The following is a 15511-nucleotide window of genomic DNA, read 5'->3' as shown; positions in this document are numbered from 1 at the left end:
TGCCCTCCCTCCATTAAAAAAGCCAGTACTAATTTGTACTGACTTAAAAACTATTCTCTTGGTACCAATGTATAATATGTAGATTCAATCACCGTTTCCTGTTGATGAAAATAACAATTTCTTATCCATTAATTCTCGCGTTTCCCATTGAATTCGTATCGTCTATATTTGACCATCGATAGTATGCCCAAAATCGGTCCAATCGCCAATATAGTAAAGACCCATTCCCAACCAATGATTCTTTGAATTATAGGGATGAGATTAATTGAAAATATAGTAACTAGGAAACCAATACACATTTGAAAAGTAAGGGCAGTACCTACATATTCAACTTCGGCTATTTCTGAGACTGCTGCAGAAAATTGGGCGGAATCGGATATGACAGACATCCCCCAAATTATAGAAATGATGAGCGTTAACCAAATCGATTGTCCATAAGTAAAACCTATTACTATAGAGCATATAGCACTAATCACCATAGAAATAATCGTTAAATTGGCTCTTCCGATTTTATCGGAGATGAGTCCACCAACTACACACCCAACCCCTCCTGCAATTCCTATTGACATAAATGAGGATAATGCAATAAACCAATAAGGCGTTTCAGATGAATTGATAATAAAACTAGCTGTCAAAAAAGCAGGGAGCCATGTCCACATCGCGTACAATTCCCACATATGGCCAAAATAACCGTAGTTCGCAAGCATTACTGGTTTATTCAACATTACTTTTTTTATTAACTTGAACGAGAATGGTGTTTTTTGGGGTGTTACGGGAGCGTCTTCTAACATGAAAGTAACTATAATAGCCGATAAAAGAGCCAATACCGAACTACAAATGATCACGAGTTTCCAGCTTAATGAAGAAAAGAACATCACAACAAAATGCGGCAATGATGATCCTAAAGTTAATGCCGCGATTAAGATGCCGATAGCAAACCCACGTTTTTCGGGAAACCATTGTGATAACATTTTTACTGCTATTGGGTAAACACCTGCGAGGGTTATGCCAGTTAAAATCCTAAGGAGAATACCGAAAAAGCCAGAATCGACTAGTATTAGCAAGGTATTTAAAAGTGCACCTAGAAAGGCAGAAATGGCAAAAACCTTTCGAGGATTAAATCGGTCAGCTACCCCAAAATAGGAACTAAACAATGCACCTATAACAAATCCAATAGGAATAGAAGCAGAAAGCCAAGCTTCTGAATTAGAGCCAAGTTCCCAAATAGTAATTAGTTCGGGCGCGATCACCGATGCACTATACCATAAGCTTAAAGCACATAATTCTGACAATCCAATCCATACCAATGCTCTCCAAGAACCTTGCATCATAGTTTCCCCTTTCGAAATAAAACCGAATAGTGTTATTATACAAAATATTAAGAAAATGAATCTACCTTGTGTTTATATAAAGTAAAAAAAATCTTTTTTCTAATCTATTACTCATGTTTGGCACGTTTTTTTACTGGGGGCTTTCACTAATCGTTTATTGATTACCACCGATATAGCCGTTTCATTGCAGTGGATGAAGCCATTCCCCTACACCTACTTCTACTTAAAATTTGTTTAAGGGTGCAAAAGAAATATATATTTTCACAGGTGAAGAATTAAATCATCTTATTATTATTCTCTGGATATTTATTTTTATGTTTTAAGAGATAAATACCGCAAATACATTTATCAACGATACATATTATAGAATATTGAAAGGAGGGAAATTACTATGTCTGAATATAGCGGTAGTGATTACGGTTCAGGTTCAAGATTTGCGCTAATCGTTGTTCTATTCATTCTATTGATTATTGTCGGTACTAGTTTTATAGGTTATTGCTAATAGCAAATTCCACCTTTCATAATCAAAATGTATAGGATTATACAAACTAATCCTATACACCTCCCATTCTTAAGGGTCACTTTCCGCCAGTGACCCTTTTAAAAGTTTAGTTACTCAAAATTTTTAGTAATAGACAGTAAAAAAACACCTAAATATTCAGCTACTTGACGGTATCATCAGTAGCTATATAAATCAAATCAATCCCAATACTTAGAATAAGACTGGATTAAATCGATCATACTCTCCATCGCTGGAGAAACCCATTTATCTTTATGATACGTAACAAATGTAGAAATTGCGTATTGTTCATCTTTGATTATCTTCCCGTTTAATAACTGATTATCTAACTCATTTTTTACAGTGAAATAAGGAAGCATAGAAATACCGAGCCCATTCATAACACATTGCTTAATAGGTTCTAAACTTGCAAAATCTACACTTCCCTCAATCTCAATTTGAAACTCTGAAAGATACTCATTAAATATACTTTTATACGTGCAATTTTGTTCTGAATAAAGAACGGTCTTACTGTTTCCTTTTTGTTTATCTTTTAAAGGTGTAATTAGTACCATTGGTTCTTGTTTAATTTGTTCACTGTGTAAATCTTTTTCTTTCCAATCATTCTTTTTAATTACTAACGCCAAATCAATATTTCCTTGTTGAAGTTCTAAAGGAATATTTCGATAGTTAATAGAAGTGATCGATAAGTTCACCTCGGGGTATCTTTCTTTATAATCCAATAAAATTTGAGGTAATCGGTAGCTTGTTAAGGCTTCTGAAGCCCCAATAGTCAAACTTCCTGTTGGCTCACCAAATCGGTTTGCCTTTTCTTTAATTTCCGTATAGAGATCCATAATTTTTATGGCATAAGGGTAAAACTCTTTTCCGAAATTAGTAAGGATCACCTTTTTCCCTAAGCGATCAAATAAAGGCTGGTTTAGTTCCTCTTCCAATTCTTTAATATGATTTGTCACAGAGGATTGCGCATATCCAAGTTGATCGGCTGCTTTTTTAAAACCACCTTTCTCTACTATCATTTTAAAAGTCATAAGATGACGAAGCTCCATGTAATTCTTCTCCTTTTTACGTTCACTTTTATTGAACGTTTCATTCATTTATATCTATTTTACTAAACTAACATCATCAATTACAATTTATCCAGTAACCAATTATAAAAGTTGGTTAGGGTGTACAAAAATTTGGAGAAGGCGGTAAATAAGTATGAACAATTCAATTAAAAAACAAGAGATTATTAATGCATATATGTTTCGACATGCAACGAAGGCTTTTGATCCAACTAAAAAAATCTCAGAAGATGATTTCGAATTTATTTTAGAAACAGGTAGACTATCACCAAGTTCTTTAGGATTTGAGCCGTATAAATTTTTAGTTATTCAAAATATGGAGATTAGAGAAAAATTAAAAGAAGTTAGTTTTGGAGGACAAGGTCAGCTTCCTACCGCTAGTCATTTAGTAATTTTTCTTGCTCGAAAAGATGCAAAAGCTGATTCTGATTATGTACAAAATCTATTTAAGAATGTTAAAAAGCTACCTGAAACTGTCGTAGAGAATATGACGAAGGCGTATGCAAACTTCCAAGAATTTGATTTTAAGTTGTATGAAAGTGAAAGAGCATTATTTGACTGGGCTAGCAAACAAACATATATTGCACTTGGCAATATGTTAACTGCCGCAGCATTAATCGGAATTGATTCTTGTCCAATGGAAGGTTTCAATATGGATAAAGTAACAGAAGTGCTTGAACATGAAGGATTATTAGATAGTGAAAAATTTGGTGTATCGGTTATGGCAGCGTTCGGATACCGATCTGAAGAACCAGCCCGTGAAAAATCAAGACGAAGTCGAGAAGAAGTTGTTCAATGGATTAACTAATTATCTATTAGTTTATTGTAATACTTGTTTAAAAATATAAGAGTTAAAAATACAATATAGATAAGTATTTAGATGATTTATTAAATCGTTATTCAATTAACTTATTGTGTGGAATAAACAACATGAAAGAGCCTTTCTACAATAAAATGTAGTAAGGCTCTTATATTTTTTATTCAGTTTTAATACTGCTATATCGAATCTACCATTACTACAATCTAATCTAATTCCAAAGGCAGAAAAGCATATTCTCCGCTTCTAAGAACATCACATTTACGAACTGGAATAGGCTGTTTGAAAATTGGTCCGTCTAATACTGTAGTATGGAATTCTCCACCTTCCCCGCAAGGGTCAATACCGCGGGCTTCAAGCTCCTTCACGTACTCGTGGGTTAATGTTCGCCCTAAATCGTCCTCTCGCATGCCTAATGATAAATTAACAGTGACTATGATTGTAACGAATCCTAGGTTTAAAAATTCATCGACGGCTTCACGATGATCCATTTCCCATAAAGGCATGCCTAACTTTAAACCAGCATTCTTTGTAACTTTGTCATGCCAGCAGCCATGTTCAGGCATATCTAAGTCACCTGTTACTAAAACTTCTGCACCTTCATTTTTAGCTTTTTCTAAAAGGTTCATAAATACTTTTTCATAATCTGTCCAGCTTGCTGCTGCCGTATATACCGGTAAACCTAGAGAATTAGCTTGAGCACGTATGAGTTCAGGAGGCATTCCATGAGATCTGGAACGATTCCCTTCTTCCTCCATCATAACGATTAGTCCAACCGCTTCTCCAACCTGCATAGCTTTATATAAAGCTAAGACACTATCCTTTCCTCCGCTAAATGAAGCTATAAAACGATGCCCTTGAGCATTATTTTTCCAGACCATCAATTCTGTCATTCCTATCTTTCCCCTTTTATTCTACTAACTTTTTTACAAGCTCTTTCTCAGGATAACATAAAAACTCATTTGCATTTATTATTGCAAATGAGTTTTTGAAGTGACTTTCTTAAAATATATGGCTTACTTTAGTTATTTTGCTCAAGGCATTGGTAAACCGCCATCATCTCTCGTTTATTTAACTCTCGAATACGATTGAAAATAGGGATATTAGCAACAGCCTCCGTTCGTAAGTTTTCAGCCACAACATTGCTTACTTTGCCGGTTAGCCATGTTTGCACGTCTACGCCATCGACAATTTCCTTACGTCCTTCATCATTGATGCCACTTTCATAGCAACGAACACATGGTACCGATAATTTATAAACACCATCATGGAGATTATCTTCTGAAATGACTTTCTTCCCACTACAGAATGGACATTTATGATTTGCTTTAATTTTATTAATTTGTGTAACAATTTTTTTATAGCCAAATGCTTCATAAACATACGTTAATTTTTTGTATTTTCCATTCGTGAAATACTGATCAATAATGGCTTCTCTCGTTTCGTCAATATGGGCGAAATCACAAATTGTAACTTGATTATTGCTGCTAATGGCTTCGATATTATCTTTTATTTTGTCCCAGAATGGTAAAACATTTTGGAGGACTATTTCATATCCAGCAAAGCTTGCGAGTTCTAATTCCAGCATTTTCAACGACACTTGTGTTTCTCTAGGAAGTAAGGAGACATCTTCTGTAAGTGTCATATCACCGCCGACAATTGATTTTAGCTTTTCAAGCTCTGGTAAATTGCCAATCGTTTTTATAACCTGATCAATCGGTTGATGAATAAGCTCACGAATATCAGTGTCCTCAAATGTTAGTGGTTTCTTATGGTTTAACACCGCTCCTTGACAGATCGGACAGGCAATCATCTCTTTCGATGCTTTCATTTGCTCTTTAATAATCGATTTCGAAATCACCATATAACGTCCAAGGATCAAATTAAACCCTTCCCATTTTTTCGAAGACTTCGTTGCTTTATCATAAAATGATTTTTCCCAATAACCATAAAGGAATGTATGTCTTTCTTCTGCTGTCATGTCATTGTAGCTTTTACTAATATCTTGACCCAGTTCATTTTTAATCTCATCAAACAGGAATTCCAATTTCGGATATTGATAATAGTTTAATACTTCCATCACGTCTGGATGTAATAAGCCATCCCAAAATGGCACTGTTTTGTCTTGAATGACCAAATCAAAATCAAATTTTTCAATTTGCAGGCGGCCAGAACAGCTTGGGCAATGATTTTCCTGACTAAAGAAATCGAAGCTTCTTGTATCTTTATTCTTCGGATGTGACGCCACAATATGGTTGATGAGACCACCTATTTCATATAAAAAACTATACTGACTATACAAGTGTCTTTCTAGATCACTGGCGACGACAGGAGCAATAGTTGCAGATTCGTATTCACCATAAATTAATCGGGCCATCGATGATAAGCTTTTTAAAATACCACCTTTGTAAATGTTTTCGGCATTTTTAAAATAGCTAATATGATTCTCTTCTAAGTAATGAATACCATTTTTAGAGTTTAGAGTTGAAGATATATGCAATGGAACTACACTATTTGGTTTGTTATGTTGACTAAAATAATCATCATGACTGACAACATCAAGATGTCGAACAGGTTCCGGCTGTCTTTTACCAAAATCGACGATGAAATCGGAGCTTTCCATCATATAGGCATTATGTTCAATCATCATGATAGAGACAGATTCATCTTGCAAAATATCCCTAACACTATCAATGAATTGGTTTAAAATATTTTGTGATAAACCTTTGGAAGGCTCATCAAAAATAAATAAAGTATGGGGGTTTCTTGCATTCGAAAACAGCTCAGACACTAAATGAACGCATTGAAATTCACCTGTTGATAAGGATTGTGTTTTTCTTTCTAACGTCAAATAACCAAGTCCCAGCTTAATTAATAAACTTAAGCGTTTATGAGCGATGTCTTCATTTGGAAGCTCATCGATAATGTCCTCAATGGAACGTTGGAAAATATCATCAATTTCGTCACTGTATTTCGTCATTTTCTTTTTAATATCAAGAAACGTAGCAACTGTTGATCGGCTAGTAATCGATTGGTTGCGGTCTTGTCCTACCATAACCAATTTATCTTTCGGATATCGTTTTTGGAAATCCTTAGCGATACACTCATTGACAAGGGTCGATTTCCCACAACCGGACTCACCAGTAACGGTTACGAGTCTATTTTTAGGAATCTGAATGTCAGCCATTTCAATATTACGGCAGTAAAGATCATGAAATTGATAATAGTCTGTAGGCATTACCTGATTTCGTTCCCAAAAGACTGGTTCTGGACGTGGTGATACTTCGACAATTTTACCGCCATATTTCCCACTGCCAGGTCCAAAGAACAGTTGCTCATCCGCTGTATCTAGCACTGTATCAGAATGATCAATAAGCCAAATTTGGTTTTTATAGCCCAATTGTTTAATCTGCTCTAAAATTTTCAACAGCGTTTGATGATCAAGACCAACAGAAATTTCATCTATAATAATGACCGTATTTTCACTAGCTGCCATAAATTCTGCCAAGTACAGTCGTGTTAATTCCCCACCTGACAGAGTCCCCATAATTCGATTTAACGTTAAGTAACCAATATTCATTTGGATAATATTTGTGAGAATACGTTGTCTTTCTTCGCTAATCGCTAATTCCTCTGAAAGGGAATAAATCGCTTCAATACTCAAGTTGTTAATATCGGAAATACTATGTGGTTGATCCCATAATTCAAACTTATATTGCTCAACCTCTGGATTATAGCGCTTACCCTCACACTTTTTACATTCGACATTTTTAGTCGTACCACGCCCTTTACAAGCAGGACACCAGCCTAATGCATTATTAAAGGAAAAAACTTCTGGCGAAAGATCAAATTTATTTGCCAGCTTTTCACGAATCTCTTTAAAAACGCCGGTATGAGTACCAACCGTCGAACGTGGATTGGCAGAAATGGATGATTTCCCGAGAAAAAGGACTAAAGGCATTTCTTCCATCTTAATGGCACTAAAATTCGTTTCCATTATATACGGGAATAAATACTGATATTCAGCCTTTGGTAATAAAGAAACGAGACGCTTTTTTGATTCTTCACCAATTGCTTGGCAAAATGTAGTTTTACCAGATCCGGACAATCCAGCAATTCCTAATGATTGATCTTCCGGCAAGTCGACATTTAATCGGTTAATATTGTTAGCGATTAATTGATTTATTTTCATCGGATACTCTCCATTCAATCTAGTATTGTCATGTTAGCACAACTTCAGAAGTATTTGCTGTGTTTTTGAATCGACATGCCAATCAATTAAGCCTCGGCATAAATGTGTGTCAACTTCTTCTGAAAGAAGTTAAAAATGACGCTTCCCGTGTTCGGAAAAGTGTCGAATTGTTGAAGAATGGTATATTTATAAAAGCGATTCATATGGATTATAGTTCTGCTAACACTTTTTCAAGCTGATTACCATTGTTAATCCAAGCATATTTAGCTCCCTCGATTGCTCCTTGACGAGCTTTCGTTGCTTCACTAAATCCAGATTGATCAAAATGTAGGTTAGTAGTACCATCTTCACCTTGTGTCAACGTCCACGTAACCGTAGTGATTTCTCCGGCACTCGCCCAAGTGTAAGATAATGTATGAGGTTCATCCACTATAAGCACTTCACAATTGACAATTCCATCCCACCATTCGTTTGGCTCAGCTCGGAATTGAAATTTATGCCCGACGATTGGTTTAAAATCATTTTTCCATATCCATTTTTCAAGAGTGTCTGAATCCGTTAATGCGTTCCAAACTTTCTCGATTGTACTTGTAAATTGGTAATCTAAAGATACATCTGCTTTCATTTTTTTTCCTCCAATAGTAGATTTAATTTAGCCATTCTTTCTTTCCAAAATTCTTCGTAATACGATACCCAATCTTGAATTTCCTTCAACGGATTGGCATTCAACCGATATCTCGTTTCTCTACCAACCCTTCGAGCAATTACAAGATCAGCATCTTTAAGGATAGCCAGATGCTTAGAAACTGCTGTACGCCCCATTTGAAAATGAGCCGTTAATTCGTGAAGAGGTAATTCTTTTGCATCAGCCAACAAGCGTATTAATTGACGTCTTGTTGGGTCAGCAATCGCAGCATAAACATCACGCTCTAGATTTTTCTCGCTCAAAATCCCCTCTCCCTTATGAATAGGACACTAAATGGTGTCTTAATTATACGACACCATTTAGTGTCCAGTCAAATATTATTATTGACATCATGGCATTCGTTTTATTCTTTTCCACAACAATAAAAAAAGAGTGTCAAATACCTTTACAATTTGACACTCTTTTGACTGATATTTTTTAACTAGACGGCGTTGTTTAAGTCCAAATATATACTATGATCTTCCTTTAGGAATGGTAGCTAAAAATTGAACACCATTTTCGGTATTATTCATTAAATAGGTAATAGAAAGTGATTCAAATATTTGCTTTACAATATAAAGACCTAGTCCGCTCCCACCAGTATTCCGATTTCTCGATTTTTCGATTCTATAAAATGGCTCAAATAATTGTTGTATGTCCTCTTCTTTGATTGTGACACCTGTATTCATCACTTGTATTTGAATCTGATTTTCTTTTTGGAGATTGGTTACGTCTATACTTACTGTTTCTCCGTGCGGTGAATACGTAATCGCATTATGAATGATGTTTTTGAAAGCTTTTTCTAATAAATCACGATCTGTGTGTACATTCATGTTAGGAGAAATTTGTTTAATAATCTGAATGTCTTTTTCAGAAGCAAAATAACCGAGATCTTTCGTTATTGAATCTAATAATTCTAAAAGGTTGACTTCCTCCAATTGTAATTTAAAGGTATCTTGTTCTAGTTTAGACATGCTTAGAATCTCTCGAACTAATTGTTCCATTCCTTCGATAATTTTGTGGTTTTTTTCTAAGTAGAGGTCACGATTTTGATAAGGGCCGATATGATAAATCATCCCTTCTAAATATCCCTTCATAACAGTGAGCGGAGTTTTTAATTCATGTGCAACTGTTGCGAAAAATTCTCTGCGTTTTGTTTCGATCTTTCGCTCTCTTTCAATATCATCTTTTAATTGCTCATTTGCTTTTTGTAAATCGAGCATAGTTCTTTGCAAGTTATTCGACATCTCATTCAAGCTATTGGATAGTTCCTCTAATTCATCATTTGAACGAACTACGATGTTTTCGGAAAAGTCCAAGTTGGCCATCTTTTGCGCACCTTCATTCATGTAGATGAGCGGTTTTGTAATGAACCTTGAATATAAAAAGGCACTTCCTAACCCGATACATATTACAATGATACTTATATATGGGAGAAAACGGACTAAGACCTGTGTCGCTTCATCAATAGGTTGGAACGTCGCAAATACAGTAACCATTAAATTATCTTCATTTAGGAATTGAATGGGCAAAGTAATATTAAATGCATTATTAAGGTTTTCTGAATTTTGTAAGGGCGCTGTTTTTGCAGAAAGTATTGGTCGTTGGGTATCCCCCTGAATAAAAAATGAAGGCGAATATATAATAGTTCCTTCTTTAGTTTGTAAGTAAATGATGGCATTGTTTTCTTTTGTATACTCATCCAAAAGTGGAATCGCATTTTGGATTGTTAAATTTTTAGATTCATCAATTATTTCCTCAATTCCAGATTGGAGTTGATTCGTTTTATATTGTTCATAAAATGTTGGAAGGAAGAAGTATAACGTTAAATAAATCAAGACTGCAAAAGATAATAATATGAGCGAGGTGATCATAAAGAGCTTATACGTTATTCGTTTCATCTTCATGATGTTTACAATCCTATTCATCGATTTTGTATCCAATACCCTTTACTGTTTTTATATAAGGTATATTTAATTTTTTTCTTAAATTTTTTATATGTGTATCGATCATCCTTGTTTCTCCTGCATATTCATAGCCCCAAATTTTTTCTACAATAATTTCTCGAGTAAGTACCTTTTTTTCATTATGAAGTAGTAGTTGTAAAATTTCGAACTCTTTAGTTGTTAACGGTATTTCAACTTTATTTACATAAGCCTTATATCCGTCACAATCGACATTCAGTTCATTAAAATTTAAATGATTATCGCTATTTTGATTACAACTTCTTCTTAGAACCGCTTGTACTCGTCTTATTAACACATGAAATGAAAAGGGTTTTGTTATATAATCATCAATCCCTATATCAAAGCCTTTCATTTGATCTTGTTCTTCTTCTAAAGCCGTCAACATAATAATGGGTATGTTTGACTGACTACGGATCATTTTGGCAACTTCAAATCCATTAAGGTTTGGCATCATGACATCCAGAAGAATTAAATCAAAGGGTTGTGTATTAAATCGTTTCATTCCCTCTAGCCCATCTGAAGCAACCTCTATTGTATAATTTTGTGTCATCAAAAACTGTTTAATTAATTCTTGAATTTCTAAATCGTCTTCTACTACAAGAATTTGATAGTTCATCGATATATCCCCCTCGAAGCCCATTATAACCTTTCAATCTGTAGTTTATGTGAAGATACTTCATTTTCGCTTAGTAACCTCTACGATCCTCTCATCCATACAACAAATATTCGGAATCAATAATTGCTGCCGACGCTATTATTTATCTTTTCTCTAAGCTCTGTTAATGTTTAATGTTATTTTTAACTAAAATTAAAAAAGCTCTCAAATTAAAGATAGAGCTTCTTAATCATTAGTAATTATTATCGAATAGACCTTAAGTGGTTCAATATCAAATTCATTTTCAATAACCTCTTTCTCTTCTTTCTCTCCTATTGGAAATCCATCGTGATAGGGAAATTGTAAAAAGTCGTTTAGGATTGGCTCTATGTTTTCGATTACCTTATGGTTACAACCAAAAGGTAATTTTGTGTGTAAATCTGATATGAGATTGAAGTGAAGTCTTGCAGATTGCCAATCAAACCAAACATAAAAAATCATATTATGGTCACTGGTGTTAACTATCTGTTCTTTTCTATTGTTTTGAACTTGATGAAAGAATGTTATCAAATCTTCAGTAGTAAATTTGCTCACCAATTCTTGCCCCATAGAAATAGACCAATTATCTAGTGATGTTTCATCGTCTAAGTCATCAACAGAATTGCCGATAAATAACTCATCTTGTATTATTTCATCTAATTCTTTTAGAAACGCTTCTTTATTCATATTTACCTCCTATAAGTTATTCCATTAAATAGCCCGAATGTTGAACATTAAGATAGTGATTACCCCTTTTCACAAGATACTTTTATGATCTCGGAAGATGAGAAAAATCCCTTTTTATTTGTTTAAATGTCTCATTCATCCTTCCAACTACGTAAAAGTTCTTCAAAAAAGAGTTGCGGCGCAGAGGACTGATCATCTTGTAGATAGCTTTTTGCCACAGCCATAATATTTAAATTCGGAACAATAAATATATATTGTCCGTATAAGCCATTCGCATAGTAATATTCAATTTTGGTGTTACTATTAGTCATTTCACAAGTCCATAGCTGATAACCATAACCATATCCAGCTGTTCTGTCTTCTTCTGCGTCAAATTGTTTATATGGTTTTTTTGCCTCGTGGATCCAGGTAGATGAAACCACTTGATTTGATTTAAATTGCCCTTCGTTAAGTAATAAAAATCCAAATTTCACCATGTCCTCTAAATTTAATGAAATACTAAAGCCACCCTCGTGAATTCCTTGCGGGTCCTTTACCCATATGTATTTTTTTATCCCTAATGGATGGAATAGAAATTCTTCAGCAAATGAGGCGGTAGTACCTCCTGAAACTTTTTGGATGATCGCGCTTAGTAAATGAGAGTTCCCACTATTATATTCAAAAGTCGAACCTGGTCTATGTATAACTGGTTGTTCTAGTATGAATTTAACCCAGTTTTTTGAACTTTGGAATTTTCCTACTTGTAACCCCGAAGTCATAGTCAGCAAATGAAATAATGTGATTTCCTCCTTCATGGGGTCATTGAACTCTAATATTTCCGGAAAGTAGTTATAAATAGGTTCATGAATGTTTTTTATTAGCCCTTTATCGACCATAATTCCAATTAATATAGACACAATACTCTTTGTAATGGAATAAACCTTTGTCGGATTTTTTACGACTTTTTTATTCTTTAAATATTCAAAGATCCGTGTATTTCCTTTATAAATGACAAAACCTTCAATTTTAATCTTCTTCACTTTCTTCTCTAACTCATTAAAAGATATTTCACTCATACATATAATCCCTCCTCCACTAAATTGCGTCATTAGTTTATGTACATTAGTTTATAATTTAACCTAAATTTTAACATAAATTCATTAATTTCACCAAAGGTGTTATTCAATTAAATGGCCCCATTGTTGAACTAAGCTGCACCGTTAGTTCAATAAAGAAAAAAAGAGCTGCATATGCAACTCAATGATCTTCAAGAAACGCGCCATTTATTTTAACAAAGGAACCTATAAATTAGCATTCATAAGCCATTCTTAGAAATTCATATGTGCTACCATTTGTATCTTGCATAAATGTATCAATATCTTTAAACCCAACTTTTCTATATACTTTTATCGCTCTTCGATTAAAAGTTGCCACTGATAATGTAATTTTATCTGGTGTAAATCTTGATTGGACAAAATCAATACCTGCATTTAGAAATTCTAACCCTCTACCATCGCCAATCAAATCTGGCCTCATTCCTAAACCTATATCATAAATATTAGCAGCTACTTTGTTAACACTGAAGAAACCAATAATTTCATCTTCTTTCAAAACTGCAAACATTGAGCTACCTCTTGTTTCTGGGTCTGAAAATTCAGCTAAATCTTCTTCATCAGCTTCTATATTATAAAAAGAATATTCTCCATCATAGTGCCAATTATGTGCAATATCCTCAGCTTGTTCCTGAGTCATCATCTCAAGTATTCTCATTTTCAGCAATGTTGATCTTCAATAATCTGGCCTTTAGTGAAACAGCTTATTGTCACTCTTCATTTCCTTAATCGATTTTCAAATTCACATATTCTTTTAGTTTTCACTAAAAAATACTATTTTAGATTACTATTCAAAATCCACAATAACCTTTCTCATCGAACCTTTTTTATAAACGTATCGACTTTATTTCTAAACTACACTTGAATAAAAGCTTATGGGTTCAACTTCTCTATATAAACTCCTCAATATCTTCATACAGAATCCAGATTGGTCATGTACATTAATTGTTAGAAAGAAAATTGATTTTAACGTCATTTATAGAGTGTTCAGAATCAATATTTATCTGACTATATAGCAGTTATCTTTCAACTTATTAAGTTAAGGAGCAGTTATTATGTATAAAATCAATCTACGTCCATGGTTATTTTTGGTCGTATTTATGTTGTTAATGTGTTCGTGTTTGACATACGTATCCCTAAAAGCATTGGGCGCAGAGGAAATCTTCTTTAAGTGTATGAAGTCACTTGTTAAGATGACATTTATTAAAATCTATTATTTTTCAATATGAGCAATAATAAGAATCCATCTTGAAATAAGATGGATTCTTATTTTGCCGTTTAAGTTTTAACACGCCCCTTTATTCTTTTCACTTGCCTACCATTAATTTTGAGCTTCCTACAAATCTTTCTTACATGTAATAACTTCATCAATAGAAAAAATCCTCACTGAATTTTTTTGAGAATTTTTTAAGACACAAAGTTCCCCTTAGAATAAACATGCTTGTTTATCCTAAGGGGAATATATCTTTTTCATAACTATTAGTTTATTGCTGCCTGAAGATATATCTGATTGGCTTCAGTATCTTTCAGAATTGTATTTACATACATTAAAGAAACTCAATATGGAGATGTAGAACCCGATGTAGAACCTTGCATCATGTCTTCTTCTGGATTAGATGAATATGGATCCCACTGTTCTGGTGTTTGTTCACCTGGTTTTGTTGTGAACTCCTCCCACTGTTCTGGTGTCATTTCTCCTCTTGGATTTGGAGATTCCAACTGACGCTGATCAGGTGTAACTTCTTCTGAATATGTGTTATGATCTTGGTCCATATTGTTTTCACTTTGATCCAGGTTTCCACCTAAATTCATCAAATTCGCAAATAAACCAATTGCTATTCCGATAGATACTAAACCAATGGATGCTGCTATTTTCGTCCACATTATTTCCACTCCAATTTTATGTTTGACTTCTATTCCAACTACATTTTTGCAAATTAGTTCTTTTTCAGATTCTTACAAACCAAATTTCGTTTTTCAAGATACACTACCTTATCAGATTGTTTAGCGACTTCCTGGGAATGAGTGACAACGATAATACATTTATTTTCTTTATGAGCTAGTTCTTTAAACAAATTGACAATTTCATCCGAAGTATTCTCGTCTAGATTACCGGTCGGTTCATCCGCAATTAATAAATCTACTTCACAAGACAATGCACGGGCAATGGCTACACGCTGTTGTTGACCGCCACTAAGCTGTAAAACCTTTCTTTTAGCTTCGATTTCCGACAAGCCAACCATTTCTAATAACTCAAGCGCTCTTCTCTTTTTATCACTTATGTTAACTCCTGTAATTTCCATTGCCGTGACGACATTTTGCAGAGCCGTCATATACGTAATTAGATTATATGATTGGAAGATGATTGAAACATATTTATTTCTATATTTATCTAAACCAATTTTCCGTATATCTTTTCCTTTGTAAAGTACATGTCCTTCTTTTGGGTTATCTAATCCACTTGCTAAACTAAGTGCGGTTGTTTTTCCTGAACCGGATGGACCTAAAATGCTATAGAAA

Annotated in this window: 15 protein-coding genes; 2 read left to right on the top strand and 13 right to left on the bottom strand. The window is 34.1% G+C overall.

What is annotated here, in order from left to right; all coding sequences use genetic code 11:
• Positions 1–128: 128 nt before the first annotated feature.
• A complete protein-coding gene (locus tag B1B04_RS16810) occupies positions 129–1331 on the bottom strand; it encodes an MFS transporter (RefSeq protein WP_079562565.1) in 1203 nt (400 codons plus the stop codon).
• A gap of 391 nt (positions 1332–1722) precedes the next feature.
• Here B1B04_RS16810 and B1B04_RS16805 point away from each other — a divergent pair, with 391 nt between their 5' ends.
• Entirely contained in the window at positions 1723–1833 is a 111-nt protein-coding gene (locus B1B04_RS16805) for a YjcZ family sporulation protein (RefSeq protein ID WP_079562564.1), read from the top strand.
• A 197-nt stretch (positions 1834–2030) separates the two neighbouring features.
• Here B1B04_RS16805 and B1B04_RS16800 read toward each other — a convergent pair whose 3' ends face one another.
• Positions 2031–2900, bottom strand: a complete 870-nt coding sequence (locus tag B1B04_RS16800) for a LysR family transcriptional regulator (RefSeq protein ID WP_079562563.1) — start codon at positions 2898–2900, stop codon at positions 2031–2033.
• A 154-nt stretch (positions 2901–3054) separates the two neighbouring features.
• On the opposite strand from B1B04_RS16800, the gene B1B04_RS16795 reads away from it, so the two are divergent.
• Entirely contained in the window at positions 3055–3726 is a 672-nt protein-coding gene (locus B1B04_RS16795; protein WP_079562562.1) for an NAD(P)H-dependent oxidoreductase, read from the top strand.
• A 215-nt stretch (positions 3727–3941) separates the two neighbouring features.
• Here B1B04_RS16795 and B1B04_RS16790 read toward each other — a convergent pair whose 3' ends face one another.
• From B1B04_RS16790 to B1B04_RS16740, 11 genes are all read right to left on the bottom strand, one after another.
• Positions 3942–4628 carry a Dph6-related ATP pyrophosphatase gene (locus B1B04_RS16790; RefSeq protein WP_079562561.1) on the bottom strand — a complete coding sequence of 229 codons (687 nt, stop codon included), beginning with the start codon at positions 4626–4628 and terminating at the stop codon, positions 3942–3944.
• A 128-nt stretch (positions 4629–4756) separates the two neighbouring features.
• Entirely contained in the window at positions 4757–7927 is a 3171-nt protein-coding gene (locus B1B04_RS16785; RefSeq protein ID WP_079562560.1) for an ATP-binding cassette domain-containing protein, read from the bottom strand.
• Between the two features lie 208 nt (positions 7928–8135).
• Positions 8136–8552 carry an SRPBCC family protein gene (locus tag B1B04_RS16780; protein ID WP_079562559.1) on the bottom strand — a complete coding sequence of 139 codons (417 nt, stop codon included), beginning with the start codon at positions 8550–8552 and terminating at the stop codon, positions 8136–8138.
• Positions 8549–8875 carry an ArsR/SmtB family transcription factor gene (locus B1B04_RS16775; protein ID WP_079562558.1) on the bottom strand — a complete coding sequence of 109 codons (327 nt, stop codon included), beginning with the start codon at positions 8873–8875 and terminating at the stop codon, positions 8549–8551. Before B1B04_RS16775 ends, B1B04_RS16780 begins: the two co-directional genes overlap by 4 nt.
• Positions 8876–9085: 210 nt before the next feature.
• Complete coding sequence (locus tag B1B04_RS16770) at positions 9086–10540, bottom strand: sensor histidine kinase (protein WP_079562557.1); 1455 nt, start codon at positions 10538–10540, stop codon at positions 9086–9088.
• Positions 10533–11219, bottom strand: a complete 687-nt coding sequence (locus tag B1B04_RS16765; protein ID WP_170939003.1) for a response regulator transcription factor — start codon at positions 11217–11219, stop codon at positions 10533–10535. Before B1B04_RS16765 ends, B1B04_RS16770 begins: the two co-directional genes overlap by 8 nt.
• 201 nt (positions 11220–11420) lie before the next feature.
• The gene (locus B1B04_RS16760; RefSeq protein ID WP_079562555.1) at positions 11421–11900 is read right to left on the bottom strand and encodes a hypothetical protein; all 480 of its coding nucleotides are present in this window, start codon (positions 11898–11900) and stop codon (positions 11421–11423) included.
• A gap of 131 nt (positions 11901–12031) precedes the next feature.
• Entirely contained in the window at positions 12032–12955 is a 924-nt protein-coding gene (locus B1B04_RS16755) for a serine hydrolase domain-containing protein (protein ID WP_170939002.1), read from the bottom strand.
• A gap of 232 nt (positions 12956–13187) precedes the next feature.
• Positions 13188–13649: a GNAT family N-acetyltransferase gene (locus B1B04_RS16750; protein WP_079562636.1), complete on the bottom strand. Its 462-nt coding sequence runs from the start codon at positions 13647–13649 to the stop codon at positions 13188–13190.
• Positions 13650–14548: 899 nt separating this feature from the next.
• Positions 14549–14875 carry a hypothetical protein gene (locus tag B1B04_RS16745; protein WP_079562553.1) on the bottom strand — a complete coding sequence of 109 codons (327 nt, stop codon included), beginning with the start codon at positions 14873–14875 and terminating at the stop codon, positions 14549–14551.
• A gap of 53 nt (positions 14876–14928) precedes the next feature.
• A partial coding sequence (locus tag B1B04_RS16740; protein ID WP_139376982.1) for an ABC transporter ATP-binding protein occupies positions 14929–15511 on the bottom strand: 583 nt, incomplete at its 5' end.

This window comes from Lysinibacillus sp. KCTC 33748 (assembly GCF_002237755.1).
Lineage (GTDB): Bacteria > Bacillota > Bacilli > Bacillales_A > Planococcaceae > Lysinibacillus.
The sequence above is the reverse complement of the archived record's forward strand: the minus strand, read 5'-3'. Positions and strand labels throughout refer to the sequence as shown.

Coding starts and splice junctions, on each gene's coding strand:
- B1B04_RS16755 (WP_170939002.1), bottom strand. CDS start 12,955: ATGAGTGAAATATCTTTTAATGAGTTAGAGAAGAAAGTGAAGAAGATT.
- B1B04_RS16765 (WP_170939003.1), bottom strand. CDS start 11,219: ATGGGCTTCGAGGGGGATATATCGATGAACTATCAAATTCTTGTAGTA.
- B1B04_RS16800 (WP_079562563.1), bottom strand. CDS start 2,900: ATGGAGCTTCGTCATCTTATGACTTTTAAAATGATAGTAGAGAAAGGT.
- B1B04_RS16805 (WP_079562564.1), top strand. CDS start 1,723: ATGTCTGAATATAGCGGTAGTGATTACGGTTCAGGTTCAAGATTTGCG.
- B1B04_RS16770 (WP_079562557.1), bottom strand. CDS start 10,540: ATGAATAGGATTGTAAACATCATGAAGATGAAACGAATAACGTATAAG.
- B1B04_RS16790 (WP_079562561.1), bottom strand. CDS start 4,628: ATGACAGAATTGATGGTCTGGAAAAATAATGCTCAAGGGCATCGTTTT.
- B1B04_RS16810 (WP_079562565.1), bottom strand. CDS start 1,331: ATGATGCAAGGTTCTTGGAGAGCATTGGTATGGATTGGATTGTCAGAA.
- B1B04_RS16750 (WP_079562636.1), bottom strand. CDS start 13,649: ATGAGAATACTTGAGATGATGACTCAGGAACAAGCTGAGGATATTGCA.
- B1B04_RS16745 (WP_079562553.1), bottom strand. CDS start 14,875: ATGTGGACGAAAATAGCAGCATCCATTGGTTTAGTATCTATCGGAATA.
- B1B04_RS16760 (WP_079562555.1), bottom strand. CDS start 11,900: ATGAATAAAGAAGCGTTTCTAAAAGAATTAGATGAAATAATACAAGAT.
- B1B04_RS16780 (WP_079562559.1), bottom strand. CDS start 8,552: ATGAAAGCAGATGTATCTTTAGATTACCAATTTACAAGTACAATCGAG.
- B1B04_RS16795 (WP_079562562.1), top strand. CDS start 3,055: ATGAACAATTCAATTAAAAAACAAGAGATTATTAATGCATATATGTTT.
- B1B04_RS16785 (WP_079562560.1), bottom strand. CDS start 7,927: ATGAAAATAAATCAATTAATCGCTAACAATATTAACCGATTAAATGTC.